The sequence below is a fragment of the Nocardia sp. NPDC055165 genome (assembly GCF_053606985.1).
Window position 1 is genome coordinate 188,714 of the sequence record NZ_JBSGSS010000008.1, and the last position, 15,606, is coordinate 204,319.

Annotated in this window: 18 protein-coding genes; 9 read left to right on the forward strand and 9 right to left on the reverse strand. The window is 66.4% G+C overall.

Annotated elements, in window-relative coordinates; genetic code table 11:
* Window positions 1–2: 2 nt before the first annotated feature.
* The 3 genes from ACWFRF_RS18620 to ACWFRF_RS18630 form a co-directional block, all read right to left on the reverse strand.
* Window positions 3–761: an HAD family hydrolase gene (locus tag ACWFRF_RS18620; RefSeq protein ID WP_379314514.1), complete on the reverse strand. Its 759-nt coding sequence runs from the start codon at window positions 759–761 to the stop codon at window positions 3–5.
* On the reverse strand, window positions 758–3,160 hold the full coding sequence (locus ACWFRF_RS18625) for a glycoside hydrolase family 65 protein (protein WP_452451360.1): 2,403 nt from the start codon (window positions 3,158–3,160) through the stop codon (window positions 758–760). Before ACWFRF_RS18625 ends, ACWFRF_RS18620 begins: the two co-directional genes overlap by 4 nt.
* Window positions 3,161–3,245: 85 nt before the next feature.
* Window positions 3,246–4,724 (reverse strand): sugar porter family MFS transporter, encoded by a 1,479-nt coding sequence (locus ACWFRF_RS18630; RefSeq protein ID WP_452451180.1) that lies wholly within the window; start codon window positions 4,722–4,724, stop codon window positions 3,246–3,248.
* A 206-nt stretch (window positions 4,725–4,930) separates the two neighbouring features.
* On the opposite strand from ACWFRF_RS18630, the gene ppk2 reads away from it, so the two are divergent.
* Window positions 4,931–5,866, forward strand: coding sequence for a polyphosphate kinase 2 (gene ppk2, locus ACWFRF_RS18635; protein WP_378629995.1), 936 nt, complete (start codon window positions 4,931–4,933; stop codon window positions 5,864–5,866).
* Window positions 5,867–5,871: 5 nt separating this feature from the next.
* On the opposite strand, the gene ACWFRF_RS18640 is transcribed toward ppk2, so the two are convergent.
* The gene (locus ACWFRF_RS18640; protein WP_452451182.1) at window positions 5,872–6,609 is read right to left on the reverse strand and encodes an SCO6745 family protein; all 738 of its coding nucleotides are present in this window, start codon (window positions 6,607–6,609) and stop codon (window positions 5,872–5,874) included.
* Between the two features lie 133 nt (window positions 6,610–6,742).
* Here ACWFRF_RS18640 and ACWFRF_RS18645 point away from each other — a divergent pair, with 133 nt between their 5' ends.
* The 3 genes from ACWFRF_RS18645 to ACWFRF_RS18655 all read left to right on the forward strand — a co-directional run bounded on the left by ACWFRF_RS18645 (window position 6,743) and on the right by ACWFRF_RS18655 (window position 8,807).
* Window positions 6,743–6,943, forward strand: a complete 201-nt coding sequence (locus ACWFRF_RS18645) for a Sir2 family NAD-dependent protein deacetylase (RefSeq protein ID WP_452451184.1) — start codon at window positions 6,743–6,745, stop codon at window positions 6,941–6,943.
* A 9-nt stretch (window positions 6,944–6,952) separates the two neighbouring features.
* Complete coding sequence (locus ACWFRF_RS18650; RefSeq protein ID WP_452451186.1) at window positions 6,953–7,600, forward strand: CPBP family intramembrane glutamic endopeptidase; 648 nt, start codon at window positions 6,953–6,955, stop codon at window positions 7,598–7,600.
* A gap of 103 nt (window positions 7,601–7,703) precedes the next feature.
* Window positions 7,704–8,807 carry a glycosyltransferase gene (locus tag ACWFRF_RS18655; RefSeq protein ID WP_452451188.1) on the forward strand — a complete coding sequence of 368 codons (1,104 nt, stop codon included), beginning with the start codon at window positions 7,704–7,706 and terminating at the stop codon, window positions 8,805–8,807.
* Window position 8,808: 1 nt separating this feature from the next.
* Here ACWFRF_RS18655 and ACWFRF_RS18660 read toward each other — a convergent pair whose 3' ends face one another.
* A complete protein-coding gene (locus ACWFRF_RS18660; protein WP_452451189.1) occupies window positions 8,809–9,507 on the reverse strand; it encodes a GNAT family N-acetyltransferase in 699 nt (232 codons plus the stop codon).
* A 127-nt stretch (window positions 9,508–9,634) separates the two neighbouring features.
* On the reverse strand, window positions 9,635–10,576 hold the full coding sequence (locus tag ACWFRF_RS18665) for an NAD(P)/FAD-dependent oxidoreductase (protein ID WP_452451191.1): 942 nt from the start codon (window positions 10,574–10,576) through the stop codon (window positions 9,635–9,637).
* A gap of 69 nt (window positions 10,577–10,645) precedes the next feature.
* Here ACWFRF_RS18665 and ACWFRF_RS18670 point away from each other — a divergent pair, with 69 nt between their 5' ends.
* Window positions 10,646–11,143, forward strand: a complete 498-nt coding sequence (locus ACWFRF_RS18670; protein WP_452451193.1) for a MarR family winged helix-turn-helix transcriptional regulator — start codon at window positions 10,646–10,648, stop codon at window positions 11,141–11,143.
* 111 nt (window positions 11,144–11,254) lie between these two features.
* A complete protein-coding gene (locus tag ACWFRF_RS18675; RefSeq protein ID WP_452451195.1) occupies window positions 11,255–12,055 on the forward strand; it encodes a class I SAM-dependent methyltransferase in 801 nt (266 codons plus the stop codon).
* Here ACWFRF_RS18675 and ACWFRF_RS18680 read toward each other — a convergent pair.
* From ACWFRF_RS18680 to ACWFRF_RS18690, 3 genes are read right to left on the reverse strand one after another with little or no spacing between them, the layout of a single operon-like run.
* Window positions 12,052–12,888, reverse strand: a complete 837-nt coding sequence (locus ACWFRF_RS18680) for a DUF5753 domain-containing protein (protein ID WP_452451196.1) — start codon at window positions 12,886–12,888, stop codon at window positions 12,052–12,054. The genes ACWFRF_RS18675 and ACWFRF_RS18680 overlap by 4 nt on opposite strands.
* On the reverse strand, window positions 12,885–13,415 hold the full coding sequence (locus ACWFRF_RS18685) for a DUF6879 family protein (protein WP_452451198.1): 531 nt from the start codon (window positions 13,413–13,415) through the stop codon (window positions 12,885–12,887). Before ACWFRF_RS18685 ends, ACWFRF_RS18680 begins: the two co-directional genes overlap by 4 nt.
* The gene (locus ACWFRF_RS18690; protein WP_452451199.1) at window positions 13,396–13,725 is read right to left on the reverse strand and encodes a hypothetical protein; all 330 of its coding nucleotides are present in this window, start codon (window positions 13,723–13,725) and stop codon (window positions 13,396–13,398) included. Before ACWFRF_RS18690 ends, ACWFRF_RS18685 begins: the two co-directional genes overlap by 20 nt.
* A gap of 186 nt (window positions 13,726–13,911) precedes the next feature.
* Between ACWFRF_RS18690 and ACWFRF_RS18695 the strand changes: the two genes are divergently transcribed.
* From ACWFRF_RS18695 to proC, 3 genes are all read left to right on the forward strand, one after another.
* The gene (locus tag ACWFRF_RS18695) at window positions 13,912–14,118 is read left to right on the forward strand and encodes a hypothetical protein (protein ID WP_452451201.1); all 207 of its coding nucleotides are present in this window, start codon (window positions 13,912–13,914) and stop codon (window positions 14,116–14,118) included.
* 184 nt (window positions 14,119–14,302) lie between these two features.
* Window positions 14,303–14,542 carry a hypothetical protein gene (locus ACWFRF_RS18700; RefSeq protein ID WP_452451203.1) on the forward strand — a complete coding sequence of 80 codons (240 nt, stop codon included), beginning with the start codon at window positions 14,303–14,305 and terminating at the stop codon, window positions 14,540–14,542.
* Window positions 14,543–14,696: 154 nt separating this feature from the next.
* On the forward strand, window positions 14,697–15,503 hold the full coding sequence (gene proC / locus ACWFRF_RS18705) for a pyrroline-5-carboxylate reductase (protein ID WP_452451205.1): 807 nt from the start codon (window positions 14,697–14,699) through the stop codon (window positions 15,501–15,503).
* The last annotated feature ends 103 nt before the right edge of the window (window positions 15,504–15,606 follow it).

Genomic DNA, 15,606 nt, shown 5'->3' on the forward strand with positions numbered 1-15,606 from the left:
ACTCAGATCTCCCCCGACACGGCAGACCTGCGCCGATCCCTTTGGTCTTCGAGCAGATCCGCCAAATCGCTGACGACGACGTCGGCACCGGCGGCCCACAAGGCCGAGGCGCCGGTTCCCCGGTCGACCCCGATCACCCGGAATCCGCCCCGGCGCCCCGCTTCGACCCCCGACACCGCGTCCTCGATCACCACCGTGCGCACCGGATCCACGCCCAGACCCCGCGCGGCCGTGAGGAACATGTCGGGCGCCGGTTTGCTCGCGAGGCGCTCGTCGTGGGCGACCACACCGTCGATCACCATCGTGAACCTGCCCAGCAGGCCGGCGGTGTCCAGCACGAGCACCGCATTGCGCGAGCTCGACACCACCGCCATCGGGACACCGGCGGCGGCGAGCGCGTCGACCAGGCGCAACGACCCGTCGAACACCTCGACACCGTCACCACGGATGATCTCGGTGAAACGGACGTTCTTGCGGTTGCCCAACCCGTGCACCGTCTGCGCGCCGGGTGGATCGTCCAGCTCACCGTCGGGCACGCTCACGCCGCGCGAGGCGAGCACCGACCGCACGCCCGCCGCACGCGCTTTGCCGTCCACCAGCGCGAAGTAGTCGGCATCGGTGTAAGGGGCGGCTTCCGGCGCGACGGCGGGCAAGAACTCGGTGAACAGCGCCGACCACGCCCGCCGATGCACCGCCGCGGTGTCGGTGAGGACGCCGTCGAGATCGAACAGCACTGCCTGCGCGTCGAAGACGCCGGTCATGGCGCCCCGACCTCGACCACGACACCGGGTTCGAGTGTCACCGGCCGACCCCACACCGTGATCTCCACCGATGGCCCCGCACCGACCAGCTCGAAGCGCGCGTCCCGGTGCCCGAGATCGGCCCGCACCGACCGACCCCGCCAGTGCACCGCGTACCGTAACCGTTGCCAGGACGCCGGAAGCGCGGGTGCGAAACGCAATCCGTCGGCGTCGGCGCGCAATCCACCGAAGCCGTGCGTCGCGACCTGCCAGGTGCCCGCCGCCGACGCGATGTGGATTCCCTCTTCGGTATTGCCCTGGTTGTCGTCGAGATCGACGAACGCCGACCGCTCGAAATACCGTTCCGCCGTGCGGCAATCGCCCACCTGCAACCCCACGATCGCATGGATCGACGGGCTGAGCGACGACTTGTGCATCGTGCGCTGCTCATAGAACTCGTAGTTCAACCGCCGGGTGGCCGGGGAGTATTCGTCGGGCAGCATGTGCAGCAGCATCACCACATCGGGCTGTTTGAGCAGCGAGGTGGTCTCGCAGTCGAAAGGGCTGTAGCCGACCGGAAGTCGCGGCATGCCGTTGTCGTCCCAGTCGACGATGGGCACCACCGTGCGATCGAAATAACCGTCGAATTGCTCGATGACACCGCAGTCGGGATCGGTCGGCGCCCGCAGCCGGTCCGCGGTGGCGAGCCACCGGGCTGGTTCACCCGCCTCCAGCCCGATCGAGGCCATGAGCTCGTGCACCCGCTCGGGCCGTTCCCGCGACATCCGTTCGTACACCGCCGCCGCCTGCTGAAGATGCCAGTGCACCAGCCTGTTCGTGAACGCGTTGTTGTCGACGTGGGAGTGGAACTCGTCCGGTCCCATCACCGTCCGGATGGCGAGCCGATCACCGTCCTCGACGCACCGCTGCACCCAGAATCGAGCGGTGTCGAACAGGATCTCCGAGCCTTCCCCGAACAGGTAGTCGTCATCGCCGGTGACGGCGGCGTAGCGCATGATCGCGTAGGCGATATCGGCGGTGATGTGCAGTTCTTCTTCGCGGGTGTAGAAACGGTCCTTCCCGTCCGGGGTGTATTGCGGACACTCCTCGCGGCCGGTATCGGCCGATTCCCACGGATAGCGCGCGCCGCCGGTTCCGTTGGCGGCGGCGACTTCCCGCGCGCCGGGCAGGGTGTGGTGACGGTAGCCCAGCAGCGCGCGGGCGGCGCGCGGCCGGGTGAACAGGAAGAACGGCAGCAGCATCACCTCCGTATCCCAGAAGACATGCCCACGATAGCCCTCGCCGGACAGCGCTTTCGCGCCGATGCTCACGGTCGGATCGTCGGGGTCCGCGGCGATGAGCAGGTGATAGATCGCGAACCGCAGCGCCTGGGTCACCCGATCGTCGCCGACCACTTCGCAATCGGCGGCGGCCCACATCCCATCCCACGCCGCCCGGTTGGCCGCGGCGGCGGTATCGAACGAGTCTGCGCGCGCGACGGTGTCGAGTGCGCGCGCCCGAGGTGGGCGCACCGCTCGATAGTCGCGACTGGTGGCGATACCGACGAGCTTGTCCACCCGCACGGTTTCGTCTGCGCCCACGTCGAAATGCCACTGCACCTCGATGCCGTCGTGGCGGACCCGCTGGTGACGCTGCCCGCTGTCGGCCGAGCAGGTGAAGGCATAGGCCAGGTCGACCCCGCTGTCGATGGTGCGGCTTTCGATGACGCCGACCTCACCGTCGAATCCCGCACCGACCGACACCAGGTGCGTGGACTTGGCCCACTTGTCCCACTTGCGTTCGTAGCCGAATGCCGTCTGTTCGTGGTAGGTCGGCAACCGTTCGAGATTGCGCCGGTTCGCGTCGATACCGGTCCGCACCGTGACCGCCCCCGCGTAATCCAGGCACGTCACTTCGATCCGCAGACAGCACAGATCTCGGTCGGCGGTACTGGCGAACCGCTCGGTCCGCAGCCTGGCCCGCGCGCCGCTGGGCAGCCGGAACACGGTGTCGCGGTGCAGGACTCCGCTGCGCAGATCCAGTGCACGACGATGCTCGACCACCTGCGCGGACTCGGTGTCCAGGCGCAGACCGTCGACGAAGACCTCGCTGTCGAGCCAGTCCGGCGCGTTCACCAGATCGATGACCGGGGAGTCGTAGGCGTCGTAGACACCGGCGATGAACGTGCCCGGCAACGCCCCTGTGTGCCGTTCCTCGAGCGAGCCACGGGTACCCAGGCGCCCGTTGCCGATGGTGAACATCGTCTCGAAGTAGTTGGCGCGCTGCGGGTTCCAGGCGTCCTCGACCACCGTCCACGAGGTGGTCTCGCTCGTGTGGGTCCGGGCGTTGCCCGTCTCACCGCCGCAGACCGCGCGCGATGCCCGGTTCGTCTGCGCTGGGTAGCCGTAAGCCGAATGCATCACGCAGCCTTCCTCGTCGAAGGGTGATCGATGACCGCACTGCGATGGTGACGACGTGGTCGAGCCGGTGGCGCTTCGGGCGGGGTCAGGCGCTGGCGATGGGCCGTTCGTAGCCGGCGGCCTCGTCCATGTCCTCGAGCGACATCCCCTTGGTCTCGGGCACGAACTTGGCGACGAAGCCCAGCGACAGCAGCGCGAACACCGCGTACATCCCGTAGGCGAAGCCGAGCGAGAAGGTCTTCAGGCTGGGGAACGAGACGGTGATCGCCCAGTTCGCCGCCCACTGGCCGGCCGCCGCGAGCGACAGCGCGGCGCCACGGATCCGGTTGGGGAACATCTCCCCGAGCAGCACCCACACCACCGGGCCCCAGCTCATGCCGAAGAACACGACGAACAGGTTGGCCGCGACCAGCGCGATCGGACCGAGCGCACCGGTCAGGTGTGGCTCCATGACGCCTTCGGCGTCGGGCACCTGGTCGGCGCCGCCGAAGCAGATCGCCATCGTGGCCAGAGTGACGGTCATTCCGATCGAGCCGGTCAGCAGCAACGGTTTGCGACCCACCTTGTCGATGAGCATGATCGCGACGATCGTGGTGGCGATGTTGACCACCGAGGTGAACACGCTGATCTGGAACGACTGGGATTCCTCGAAGCCGACGGCCTCCCACAGCACATTCGAGTAGTAGAAGATCACGTTGATGCCCACGGCCTGCTGGAACACCGACAGCATCAGCCCCACCCACACGACGGGATAGAGCCCGCCCGCCGGTCGGCGCAGGTCCTTCCAGGACGGCTTGGTATCGCTGCGCAGGCTCTCCTCGATCCGGCCGATGGTGAGCTCGAGGTTCTTCTCACCGAACAGCATCGACAGCACGCGCCGGGCCTCGGGGATCTTGTGCGTGGCGACCAGGTAGCGCGGCGACTCCGGGATCGTGGAGGCCAAGACGCCGTAGACCACGGCGGGTACCACCATGGACAAGAACATCCAGCGCCAGGCTTCGAGCCCGAACCACAGGATCTCGCTCGCGCCACCGGCGAGGTGGGCGAGCACGTAGTCCACCAGCAGTGCCAGGAAGATGCCGAGCACGATGGCCAGCTGTTGCAGTGATCCGAGCCTGCCGCGGATCCGCGCGGGCGAGGTCTCGGCGATGTAGGCGGGGGCGATGACCGAGGCCACACCGACACCGAGACCACCGATCACCCGGCCGACGACCAGGATCCACACATCGGGCGCGAAAGCGGTGACCACCGCGCTGATGAAGAACAGGACCGCGGCGATCTTCATCACCTTGAGCCTGCCGATGCGGTCGGCGATCCGGCCCGCGGTCATGGCGCCCGCGGCGGCGCCGAGCAGCGCCGAGGCCACAGCGAAGCCGAGAACGGCGTCGGCGACATCGAATTCGGATTGGATCGCCGAGACGGCCCCGTTGATCACGGCACTGTCGAAGCCGAACAACAATCCGCCCAGCGCCGCCACGGACGCGATCCGGATCACGCGGCTGCCCGAGGCCGGCTCGCCGTCGGGGAGAGCGGACTGGTCGGTGAAGGAGCCTCCATCATGCATCGGCGTCGTCCTCTCCACGGCGGGCAGCAGTGCCTCGCGAGTAGCGGCGTGAATCAGATCACAGTCTGCCCCGAACGGGGTGCCATCTGCACGAATTCACGATAGCGAGCCCACATCGCCGTGTTGCCGGGGTTGGCGCGGCAGCCTCGCTGCGCTGGGCACCACGCGTTCATCTTCGCGACACGCACACCATTTAGCGTCACGGGATGACCGATGTCGAGATTCGTCCGATCCCCCGTGATGTCAGCGAGATCGCCGATCTCGCGACCGTCGTGAACCTGGCCGACACCACCGGATTCACCGTCGACGACAGCGACGACGACGATCCGATCCTGCTCACCGAACCCGGCGGCCTGGTCGTCGATACCTGGCGCGAGGGCTACCCCTACGACGAGCGCCTCTCGCGCCTGCAATACGACCTCGACAAGCGGTTACTGCAGATCGAGCTACTGAAACTGCAGAACTGGGTCAAGGCGACCGGGCGCCGCGTCGTCATCGTGTTCGAGGGTCGCGACGCCGCGGGCAAGGGCGGCACCATCAAACGCTTCATGGAGCACCTGAATCCGCGCGGGGCCCGGGTCGTGGCACTGGAGAAGCCCTCCGCGCGCGAATCCACCCAGTGGTATTTCCAGCGCTACGTCGAGCACCTGCCCGCCGCGGGCGAGATCGTGCTGTTCGACCGCTCCTGGTACAACCGCGCCGGTGTCGAACGGGTGATGGGTTTCTGCACGCCCGAACAGCATCGACGGTTCCTGTCGCAGGTGCCGCTGTTCGAACGGATGCTCGTCGACGACGGCATCGACCTGGTCAAGTTCTGGTTCTCGGTCTCGCCACTGGAGCAGCGCACCCGTTTCGCCATTCGCCAGGTCGACCCGGTGCGGCACTGGAAGCTCTCGCCGATGGACCTGGCCTCGCTCGACAAATGGGACGACTACACCGCGGCCAAGGAAGAGAACTTCGAGCACACCGACACCGATCACGCACCGTGGATCGTGGTCAAGAGCAACGACAAGAAGCGCGCCAGGCTCAACGCGATGCGGCACGTGTTGAGCGGGTTCGATTACGGCAACAAGGATGTCGAGATCGTCGGCACCGCCGACCCACTGATCGTGGGCCGCGGGCGCGACGTGATCGGGTCCTGAACGTTCTAGCGCGTCAAGGCGACTCGGTGCGCGTCGAGCATCAGGGTGGCGAGCTCGTCGCGCTCGGTGTCGTCGAGGACATCGAAGCAGGGTGCGATCAGTTCGTCGGTCAGCTTCTCCGCCGCGTCCCAGCGCACCCGCACATCGTCGGTGACCGTCTCGAACGGTTCGGTCCAGCCGAGAAATTTCGCGTGACCGGGTCCGTCGAGGATCGGGGAGCCCGCGACCAGGATCGCCTGCAGCGGGGTGAGTCCGTTGGCCAGCACCGCGACCAGGTGCAGTCCGCCGCGGAGCTCGCGCAGCACATGGGTCAGTTGCAGCACCGCGGCCCGCCCGTCCTCGGGCACCGGCATGGCCCGCCAACCGGCGAACAGGGGCAAGCCCGTCGAGGGTGCGGCATCGACCACGCGACGCAGCAGGTACGCGAGCCGGTCGGCCTGCTCGAACGCGGCCAGTTTGCGTTGCCCGAAATCGCGACACGCGAGCATGTATTCCACCGCGGCGCCTGCGGCGGGCATCGGCACCGATTCCCATGCGGCGCGCACGCATCCGGGTTCGAAGAAGCCGAAGGCGGCGGTCACCACGTCGGCGTCGACGTCACCGAGCACCCCGCCACGGCCTCGCGTGTAGGCGCCGTGGAACCCGGCCACCCCGGTCGTCTCCCCGAACGCCCTGGCCTCGCGCGAGATCATGAACGCCCCACCGAGTTCGAGTACCTGCCGTTTGACCGTTGCCGACGTCATTCGTCTGCCACCTTCCACTGTTGTCCACTCCAGGCAGACTTTAGCGTTGCATAGTCAGATGCGATAGCCCTTCGCGAGGACAACGACCGAAATCCGTCGACCGCACTGCTCTACCGGACCCAGGGCGGATCCCATGACCACCCAGCTCGTGGCGATCCTGTCCGGCGCCGGCGCCGGCGTCTCCACCGACAGCGGAATCCCGGACTATCGCGGCCCGGCGGGTCTGTGGCAGCGCGATTCCGACGCCCAGAAGCTGGTCACCTACGACTACTGCATCGCCCTGCCCGCCTTGCTGGCGACGTTGGCCGCGACGAAGGCCGAACACAGCGGCTAATCTCGGCAGATGACCGTCGACACCAGCCGGAAGACTTGGCTCACAGTCGAATTCGTCGCCCTCTTCTTCGGCCTGACCGGATTGTTCGCGGTGTTGGTGCGCGGTGTGAGCCCGCTGCCTTTCCTTGTGGCGATCACCGTCGGCATCGTGATCTACCTGCGCCGCACCGGTTTCGACCGTGTCAGCTTCTGGCGGGCCGACGCACTGCGCCCCGCCCTGCCCGGCATCCTCGCGCTCTGGGCGGTCTCGGCCCTGACCCTCGCCGCCGCGGTGGCGGTGTTCCGGCCCGATTCGCTGTTCGATCTACCGCGCGAACGTCCCCTGATCTGGGTCCTGGTCCTCGTGTTCTATCCGCTGGTCAGCGTCTATCCGCAGGAACTGCTGTTCCGCGCCTTCCTGTTTCACCGCTACGCGCCGATCTTCGGCGACGGTCCGCGCATGATCGCCGCCAGCGCCGTCGCGTTCGGTTTCGCCCACTTCATCGTCGGCAACCCGATCTCGGTGCTGCTGAGCGCGGCGGCCGGTGTTCTCTTCGCAGCCCGGTATCGGCGGACCCGCTCGCTGCTCACCACTTCGGTGGAGCACGCCCTCTATGGCATCCTCGTCTTCACCGTCGGCCTCGGCGACTTGTTCTATCACGGGGCAGCAGCCGCGTAACTCTCTCGATGCGGGGCCGAGGTGAACTATCGTCGACGTTGAGTCGTAGTGCTGGATGGTGGCGGTCGAGACTGCGGCCGCCCGGGGCGATGGCGGGGACCTGATGCGAGTGCTGTTCGTGGCGATGCCGCTGATCGGGCATCTGTTCCCGATGATGCCGCTGGTCGACACTCTGCGCGAGCGCGGGCACGACGTCATGGTGGCTACCGGCGGGGACGCGGCCGCGGTGGTGCGCGCGCGATTGCCGGTGGCCGATGTCGCCCCGCCGATCAACTATCTGCGTGCCGCGGTGCGCGGGCTGGGCAGGCATCCGGTGCTGGCGGCGCGGTCGGGGAAGGGGATGGCGGACGCACGCGGCGGCGCCCACGTCTTCGCGGTCACCAATCGGCCGATGATCGAGCCGCTACTGCGTGCCGCTACCGAGTTCGCACCGGAGGTGATCGTGCACGAGCCGTTCGCGGCGGCCGCGGCGATGGTGGCCGACCGGCTCGGCGTACCCACGATCCTGCACAACATCGCCCTCGACAACGGCACCGTCATCCGCCGTGAACTGCTGCGTCTGCTCACCGACGCCGCCCTGCCCGCTCCGGCGAGCACCCTGTCCATCGCCCCGCCCAGCATCGTCCGGGTCGAGGGGCGGCCGTTGCGCTACACCCCGTACTCCGCCCCGGGCGCGGACACACCCGCGTTCCTGCGCGAACCGTCCACACGCCCACGCATTCTCGTCACCCGCTCGACCATGCTCGGCGACGGTCCGGACACGATGCTGCGGGCGATCGTGCGCGCCGCACCGTATGTCGATGCCGACATCGTCATCGTGCGACCCGATCGAAAGACACTGCGCAACACCGCACTTCCCGCGAACATCCGCACGACCGGGTGGATCGCCCTACACGAAGCTCTGCCCCACTGCACTGCCATGGTCAACCACGCGGGAGCCGGTTCGGTCTATGCCGCCCTCCACGCCGGCGTCCCTCAGATCGCCACCCCCGCACCGGGCGACCGAGCCTGGAACGCGATCTCGGTGCAGCGACGCGGCGCCGGACTGTCGGTGCCTGCCCGTTCGATCACCGCCGCCCACCTCAACGCCCTGATCTCTGATCCCGACCTGAGGACGAACGCACGTGCCGTCGCCGCCGAGATCGCCGCGATGCCCGGTGTCAGCGACATCGCCGACGAGGTGACCCGATCGGCCGCCACCCGATGACCTAGGGCGCTTGCACCAGTGTCAGCGTCGACTTCTTGCGCACGGTGAAGCCCAGCGTCTCGTACAAACTGATCGCCGTCGTGTTGTGTGCGACCGCGTGCAGAAACGGTGTCTCACCCCGCGCGCGGATTCCGGCCCCGACCGCCCGAATCAGCCGCGAGGCGATCCCCCGGCCCCGAAATTCGACATCGGTGCACACCGCGCTGATCTCGGTCCACCCCGGAGGATGCAGCCGCTCCCCCGCCATCGCCACCAACCGACCCTCGACCCGCAGTCCGAGATAGGTGCCCATTTCGATGGTCCGCGGCGCGTACGGGCCGGGTTCGGTTCGGGCGATCAGCTCCAAGATCTCGGGAACATCAGCGGCAGTGAGTCTTTCGAGCTCAGGATCGAGGGCAACCCGCAATCCCGCGCCGTCCATCTGCACGGTGTCGAACTCGGCGAGCACCGCCCACTCCGCCGGCACCATATGCCCGATCCCGCGGATTCCAGCACTGCCGCCCGACCCGAGCACAGCGCCCAGATCAGCCCAATCCTGCTCGTCCAGCACCGCCGGATGCCCGACGAATCGCGCGACTTCCGGCTCATAGCGCCCGATCCGCCCCGTCCACCGCGCGAAACGACTGTGCTCGCCCCGCAACGAAGCCCGCACCGGATCATCGAGCGGATGCACCGCGATATCGACGTCGACGGTCAACACACTCTCCTCACCAGGCAACCCGACCGCCGAAACGTTAGCCGAGCACACAACCGCCGGTCACCGTTTGCACTCACCACGATTCCGACCCCCTCGGGGGTCGAGCACATCCCGCAACGAGCGGACCGAGTCAATACTCGGCGAGCGAAAGCTGGATATCCAGTTCCAGCAGATAATGATTCACCGCCACAGCGGCCCTGGATCCCGCGGCCGCGGCGTGGACGAGTTGCGCAGGCGAATCGGCGACATTGCCCGCGGCCCAGATACCAGCGACGCTGGTGCGCCCCGTGGCATCGACCGCGACCCAGCCATCGTCGCCGACCGCGCATCGCAGCCGAGTGAGCAGCTCATCACGGGGAGTGAAACACGGCCCGACAAAGACCGCCGTCCGCGAAATGAGCTGTCCCGATGCGAGTTCCACGCCGTGGAGGCGACCGTCCTGCACAACCACTCGGTTCACCTCTCCTTCGACGACGTGAACGCCGCGCGCCGACAAGCGGCGGCGCTCGTCGTCCGACAACGCGATCTCTCGCGGGAAGAAGAGGACGTCGTCGGACCACTGACGCACCAGCGACGCTTGGTGCACGGAAAATGCCCTGTTCGCGCCACCCAGAACCGCGAGCGGCGCGTCTCGCACCTCGTATCCGTGACAGTACGGACAGTGAAGAACCCCTTGTCCCCATTGCTCTCGAACTCCAGGGATCGCCGGCAGTTCATCGCGCAGACCTGTCGCTACAACCACTGCCCGCGCCACAACGACGGCCCCGGCTTCGGTCTCCACCGAGAAATGTCCGTCGACCGCTGCGATGTCCACGACTCGGCCGGTCAGCACCTGCGCACCGTAGCCGCGCACCTCCGCGCTGCCTGTCGCCAGCAACTGCCCCGGCGCGACTCCGTCCCGGGTCAAGAACCCATGCGTCGTCTGGGCAGCCATGTTTCGAGGTTCACCGGAGTCGATGAGCACTACCTGACGACACGATCGAGCCAGAACCAGCGCGGCACTCAGACCGGCCGCGCCCCCACCGACCACCACGACATCGTGAACCACAATTCCCCCTCGACCACTCCGCACGACCCTGTCACCGTCCGGGTACGCTCCGAAACGTACCGAATTGTTCACTAGTTAACAAAAGGAGAGGTGATGGCCGAAAAGTCGCTCCGAGAACGGACATCCGATCTCTGGCGTGTCCGAAACCCCGACATCGACACCTCCGCCATGGTGGTGGTCGGCCAGATCAAACGCGTTTCCGCCCTGCTCGACCGCGCCGTGGAGGACATCTACGCCCAGGCCCACATCACTCCGGCAGAGGTGGGCCTACTTGTACCCCTCCGGTACGCCGACCCACCCCTCACCGCGATCCGACTGGCCGAACATCTCGGCATGTCCAGGGCAGGCGTCGGAAAAACACTCACCAAACTCGAACGGCGAGGACTGATCACCCGCACCCAGAACCCGACCGATCGACGATCGACCCTGATCCGCCTCACCCCGGCAGGAATTGGCTTGATCGACGAGGTCTTCCCCCGCGAACTCGAAGCCCACGCACAGCTACTCACCGACCTGGATCGAGATCGTGTCGCAGTCCTGCAAAACTTGGACCGCCTCGCCCGAGGTCTCGAGGCCCGAAGCAACCGCTGAGAGCGAGCCCGAACACGACTCGGGCTGACGCCGTTGTGTATTCGATCACTCGGCCTCGGGAAACGGCTCAGAACCTGCCTCCGACCAGATCGCCCGAATTAACGTCTGATCATGACCGGGCCATCGCCGACCTCATCGCCGCGGAAGCCGCACTACACCCTCCCCAATGAATGGGACTTCGCGAACGAACGCCTCGCGCTGCTCGGCGCTGCCTATGACCTTGAGAGCATCGCGCTCGCGCGGCGACTGGGGGTGGGTCCGGGATGGCGGTGTCTGGAAGCCGGGGCCGGCGGCGGGTCGTTCGCGCGATGGCTATGCGATGTCGCATTGCCGGGTGGTCGAGTCTTCGCCGTAGACGCTGACCCGCGCCACCTGACGGACCTGCCCCACCGTGGCGGCGAAGTCGCCCGGATGAACCTCGTCACCGACGAACTCCCCCAGCGCGCATTCGATTTCGTCCACACGCGATTCGTGCTGCTCCACATTGCCCAACGAGACACTGTTCTGCAGCGACTAGCCCGGGCGCTGGCGCCAGGCGGCGTTCTTCTGCTCGAGGAAGGCGACGGTCTCGGCGTCCTCGATGAAATGCCCGGCGCATTCGGGGAGGTCTGGCGAGCCTTCGCGCGGTCGACCGAGACCGCGGGCGCGAACCAAGCCTGGGCCAGGGACCTGCCCGCACAATTGGGCGCCGTGGGGCTCATCGACGTTCGAGCAGAGGCAGAGATTCCGATGTTTCGCGGCGGCTCGCCGATGGCGCGCATGTGGAACCTCACTTGGACACAGGCCCACGAAACCTTGGTAGCACTCGATGTCTCACCCGAGGTCATTGTCGCTGCGCAGGCCGAGCTGGCCGACGAGCAGCGATGGTTCTATGCGCCGCCCACGGTCCGCGCATGGGGCCGAGCTCGCTAACGTCGCGCCCGGACAGCCTCACCGATCAACTCACGGGCACCGTCACCGAACACAGCCTGGTCGTTCAACACCGCGAACATCCGCTCGTACAGGGCGATCTCACGCGGCTGCGTCACCGACAACTCGGCGGTGACCGTCTCGACCTGAACGAGCCGCTGATCGAAGATCGCGAACCCATTCGTCGCTGGACCCTCGTACGGTGAGTTCATCGGCACCACACCCAGCACGAGACGTGGCAGGGACATCAATGTCAGCAACCGATCCAACTGCCCCAGCATCACCTGATCGTCAACGATTGTCGTGTGAAGCACCTGCTCGGCGATGATGAACGAGAACCGGTGGTCACCGCGGTACAGCACTCGCTGACGTTCGACCCGTGCTGCGACACCCTCGGCGAGATCATCGGGGATGCCGTAGAAGCTGATGATCTTCGACAGGATCCCTTCGGCGTACTCGGCGGTCTGCAACAGGCCGGGCACGATCGTGGGCTCGTACCAGCGCATCGACCGGGTGTCGCCTTCGAGTTTCACCGACATCTTCTGGCGGCGCCGCGTACCGGCACCGAGCAGGCGTTTCCACTCCATGTAGGCCGCTTCGATGTTGCGCACGGTCGCGATGAGGTCAGGGAGTTGGTCGGGACGACCGGTGTGTTCGCACCAGGCTTGCAGGTCAGCCTCAGACGGCGTCTGTTTGCCGTACTCGGTGCGCGAAACTTTGGATTCGTGCCAGCCGGCGAGCTGTGCGAGTCGGCGAGCTGTGATGCCTGCGTCGCGACGAAGCTCCCGGAGTCGAAGTCCGAGAGCTTCGCGCGCTTCATCGACCGAGTTGGTCACCGCGCACCGAGGGTGACGTATTCGGAGTGCGGAACCGCCGCTTCCCACACGAGGTCGCGCACCCGCACGCAGTACGCCACGATTCGCGGGTCGGTGGTCACCGCACCGCCACGCCATCGCCCGTCGGGTTCGAACACGGTGAACGCCACCGAATTCCGGTCGAACAGCCACCAGTCGTCGACGGTCAGTTGCGCGGCGTCTACGTCGTGGCGAGACAGGTACCGAATCTGTTCACCCGCGGCGGCGTTCTGGTAAGAGACCTCGAGAAGCCACCGGGTGTAGTCGGTGTGCGGAACCGTGACAACGCGCGCCCGCCGAACGGCCACCCCACGCGCCGCGGTCTCCTCCACCAGGTCCAACCATCCCCGCAGCCACGAATAGTCGTCAGCGGGACCGCCGTTGAGGAAGTCGCGGAACGGTTGCGTCTCGTCGGGGGTGCTGTAGGTGTCTTGCACCTCCAGATGAAATGCCTCCTGGCGGGCGGACCGCAGGAGATTGTCGAACGCTTCACCTTCCAGTAGGAGCACCGTAGAACTTCCTCTCACACTTCGGGACCTCGATCGCGGTCTCTCCGGGCGCGAGGTCCAATTGGCCCAGCGTGGCACGGTCGGTCACGGGTCGGCCGGTCAGGGTGAAGGTTCCCCGCCCGGTGTCGGTCATCGCCGCGCCGACGAAGGTGTCGGGTTCGGCGAATCCGAGGAGCAGGTGCGGGATCTCGATGATGGCTGAGTCACTGGTCTCCCACCCTTGCACGATGTAGGTGCCCGTGTCGGTCGCGAGCAACGCAGGGCACCCGCCACCGCCGCTTCCGCCATTGCCGAGGAACTTCAACTGCATGACGTACCGTCCTGTCGAGTCGAGTTGTGTGCGCAAACTTGCGTACCACTGCACAAGCATCCCTGAACTGGTCATTAGATGTTGGACATTTGGACATCTGACGCAAGTTCACGCAAGTATGTGGTGTCAGCATCCCGCTGCTTCGTAGCTTGGTGCCATTACGCTCCGACGCACCCGAGGTGACCCTTGAAAATCACGCTCGAAACCGAGATCCTGACTGCGCTCGAATCAGGCAGCATTCTCACGATTGACAAGATCGCCCTCGATGTGAGGATCACCGAGCGGCAAGCGCGACGTGCCGCAATCCGATTGCAGTGCAAGGATTTCGCATTCAAGAACCGGCGCGCCGAATGGCAGATCACGCCCGCCGACCAGATTCCGGCGACCCGGTGAACGCGCTCCTGTTGTGTGGTCGTGACCCCGGCCCGCTGACGGCTGCGCAGGCCCATCGGGTGATGCAAGTCCATCTGGAATGCGCGGTCGACACGTGCCGGTGTCGGCGACGTGCCCGAACCACCCTGGTGGAGCAGAAGCGGATGGTTCTCGACGAACGCGCACAACAGGTCAGGGGCTCGTGATGAGCGAGGATCACCTGACTCGCTGCCAGGACTGGATTTTGACCAGCTTGTGCCAGTTCTCCCCGACAGCGCCGATCACCACTCCTGACCTCGCCTCGAAGTTGAGCCACTCGGTTCGCCGTACCGAGATGTATCTCGAACAGTTGGTCGCGATGGGATTGGTTCGTGTGCATGAGGTTTCGGGTGAACCGGCTTGGCGGCCATCCTCTGACGGTCTAGCGATCGGCAGCGTCGAGTAGATCATCGGTGACCGCACGACGATCAATCTCTCGGTTTCAGCTCGGGAGAACCCGAAAACCATCAGCGATCAGTCGCGTCGGCCCGATAGGGAGGTGCGGCGGGTGTTCGGTGGGCGGATCGTGTCCGGGAACTTGTCCGCTAACCTTGCGTTTTGTGTCGAGGATTGCGGTGATCGGTGGTGGCCGGATCGGGGAGGCGTTGATCGCTGGGCTTCTCGAATCCGGGTGGGCGAGCGAGGATCTGGTGGTTGTGGGGCGGGTGTTGGCGCGGATCGAGCGGTTCGGCATCCGGGCGATGACCAGTCTCGCGGATGCGACCGAGAATGCGGATCTGATGGTGATCGCGGTGAAACCGCGCGATGTGGACGGCGTGCTCGCCGAACTGGCCGAGTCGATGGTTGGCAGGGCGCACGATCAGGTGCTGGTGTCGCTGGCTGCGGGTGTGTCGACGGCACGGATGGAAGCTGAGCTGCCCGCCGGTTTCCCGGTGGTGCGGGTCATGTCGAACACCCCGATGCTGGTCGGCCAGGGCATGAGCGCCATCGCGGCGGGCCGTCACTGTAGCGAGGAGCAGTTGCGGCTGGTCGCTGAGGTGATGGAGGCGGTCGGCAAGGTGGTGACCGTCGCCGAGTCGCAGATGGACGCGGTGACCGCAGTGTCGGGTTCGGGGCCCGCGTATTTCTTTCTGGTGATCGAGGCCATGATCGACGCCTCGGTGCAGCTGGGTCTGCCCCGGGAGGTAGCCACCCAGTTGGTGCAGCAGACCATGCTCGGTTCGGCCGCGTTGTTGACCGAGTCGGGCCGGCCTTGCGTGGAGTTGCGCGCTGCCGTCACCTCACCCGAGGGAACGACCGCAGGGGCGATGCGAGAACTCGAGCGGGGTGGTGTGCGTTCGGCTTTCGGCGAGGCATTGATCGCGGCAGAACGCCGTTCGGCCGAACTGGGTGCGCTGTCGAACTAGCCTCGCTCTATTCATGTTGTTGATGGGCCGGCCTGATCGGTTCCAGGCCGGCTGTCCGAATCCCTTCCTCCCCCAGCGATTTCCGGCCGTCGACCGCTGTTTG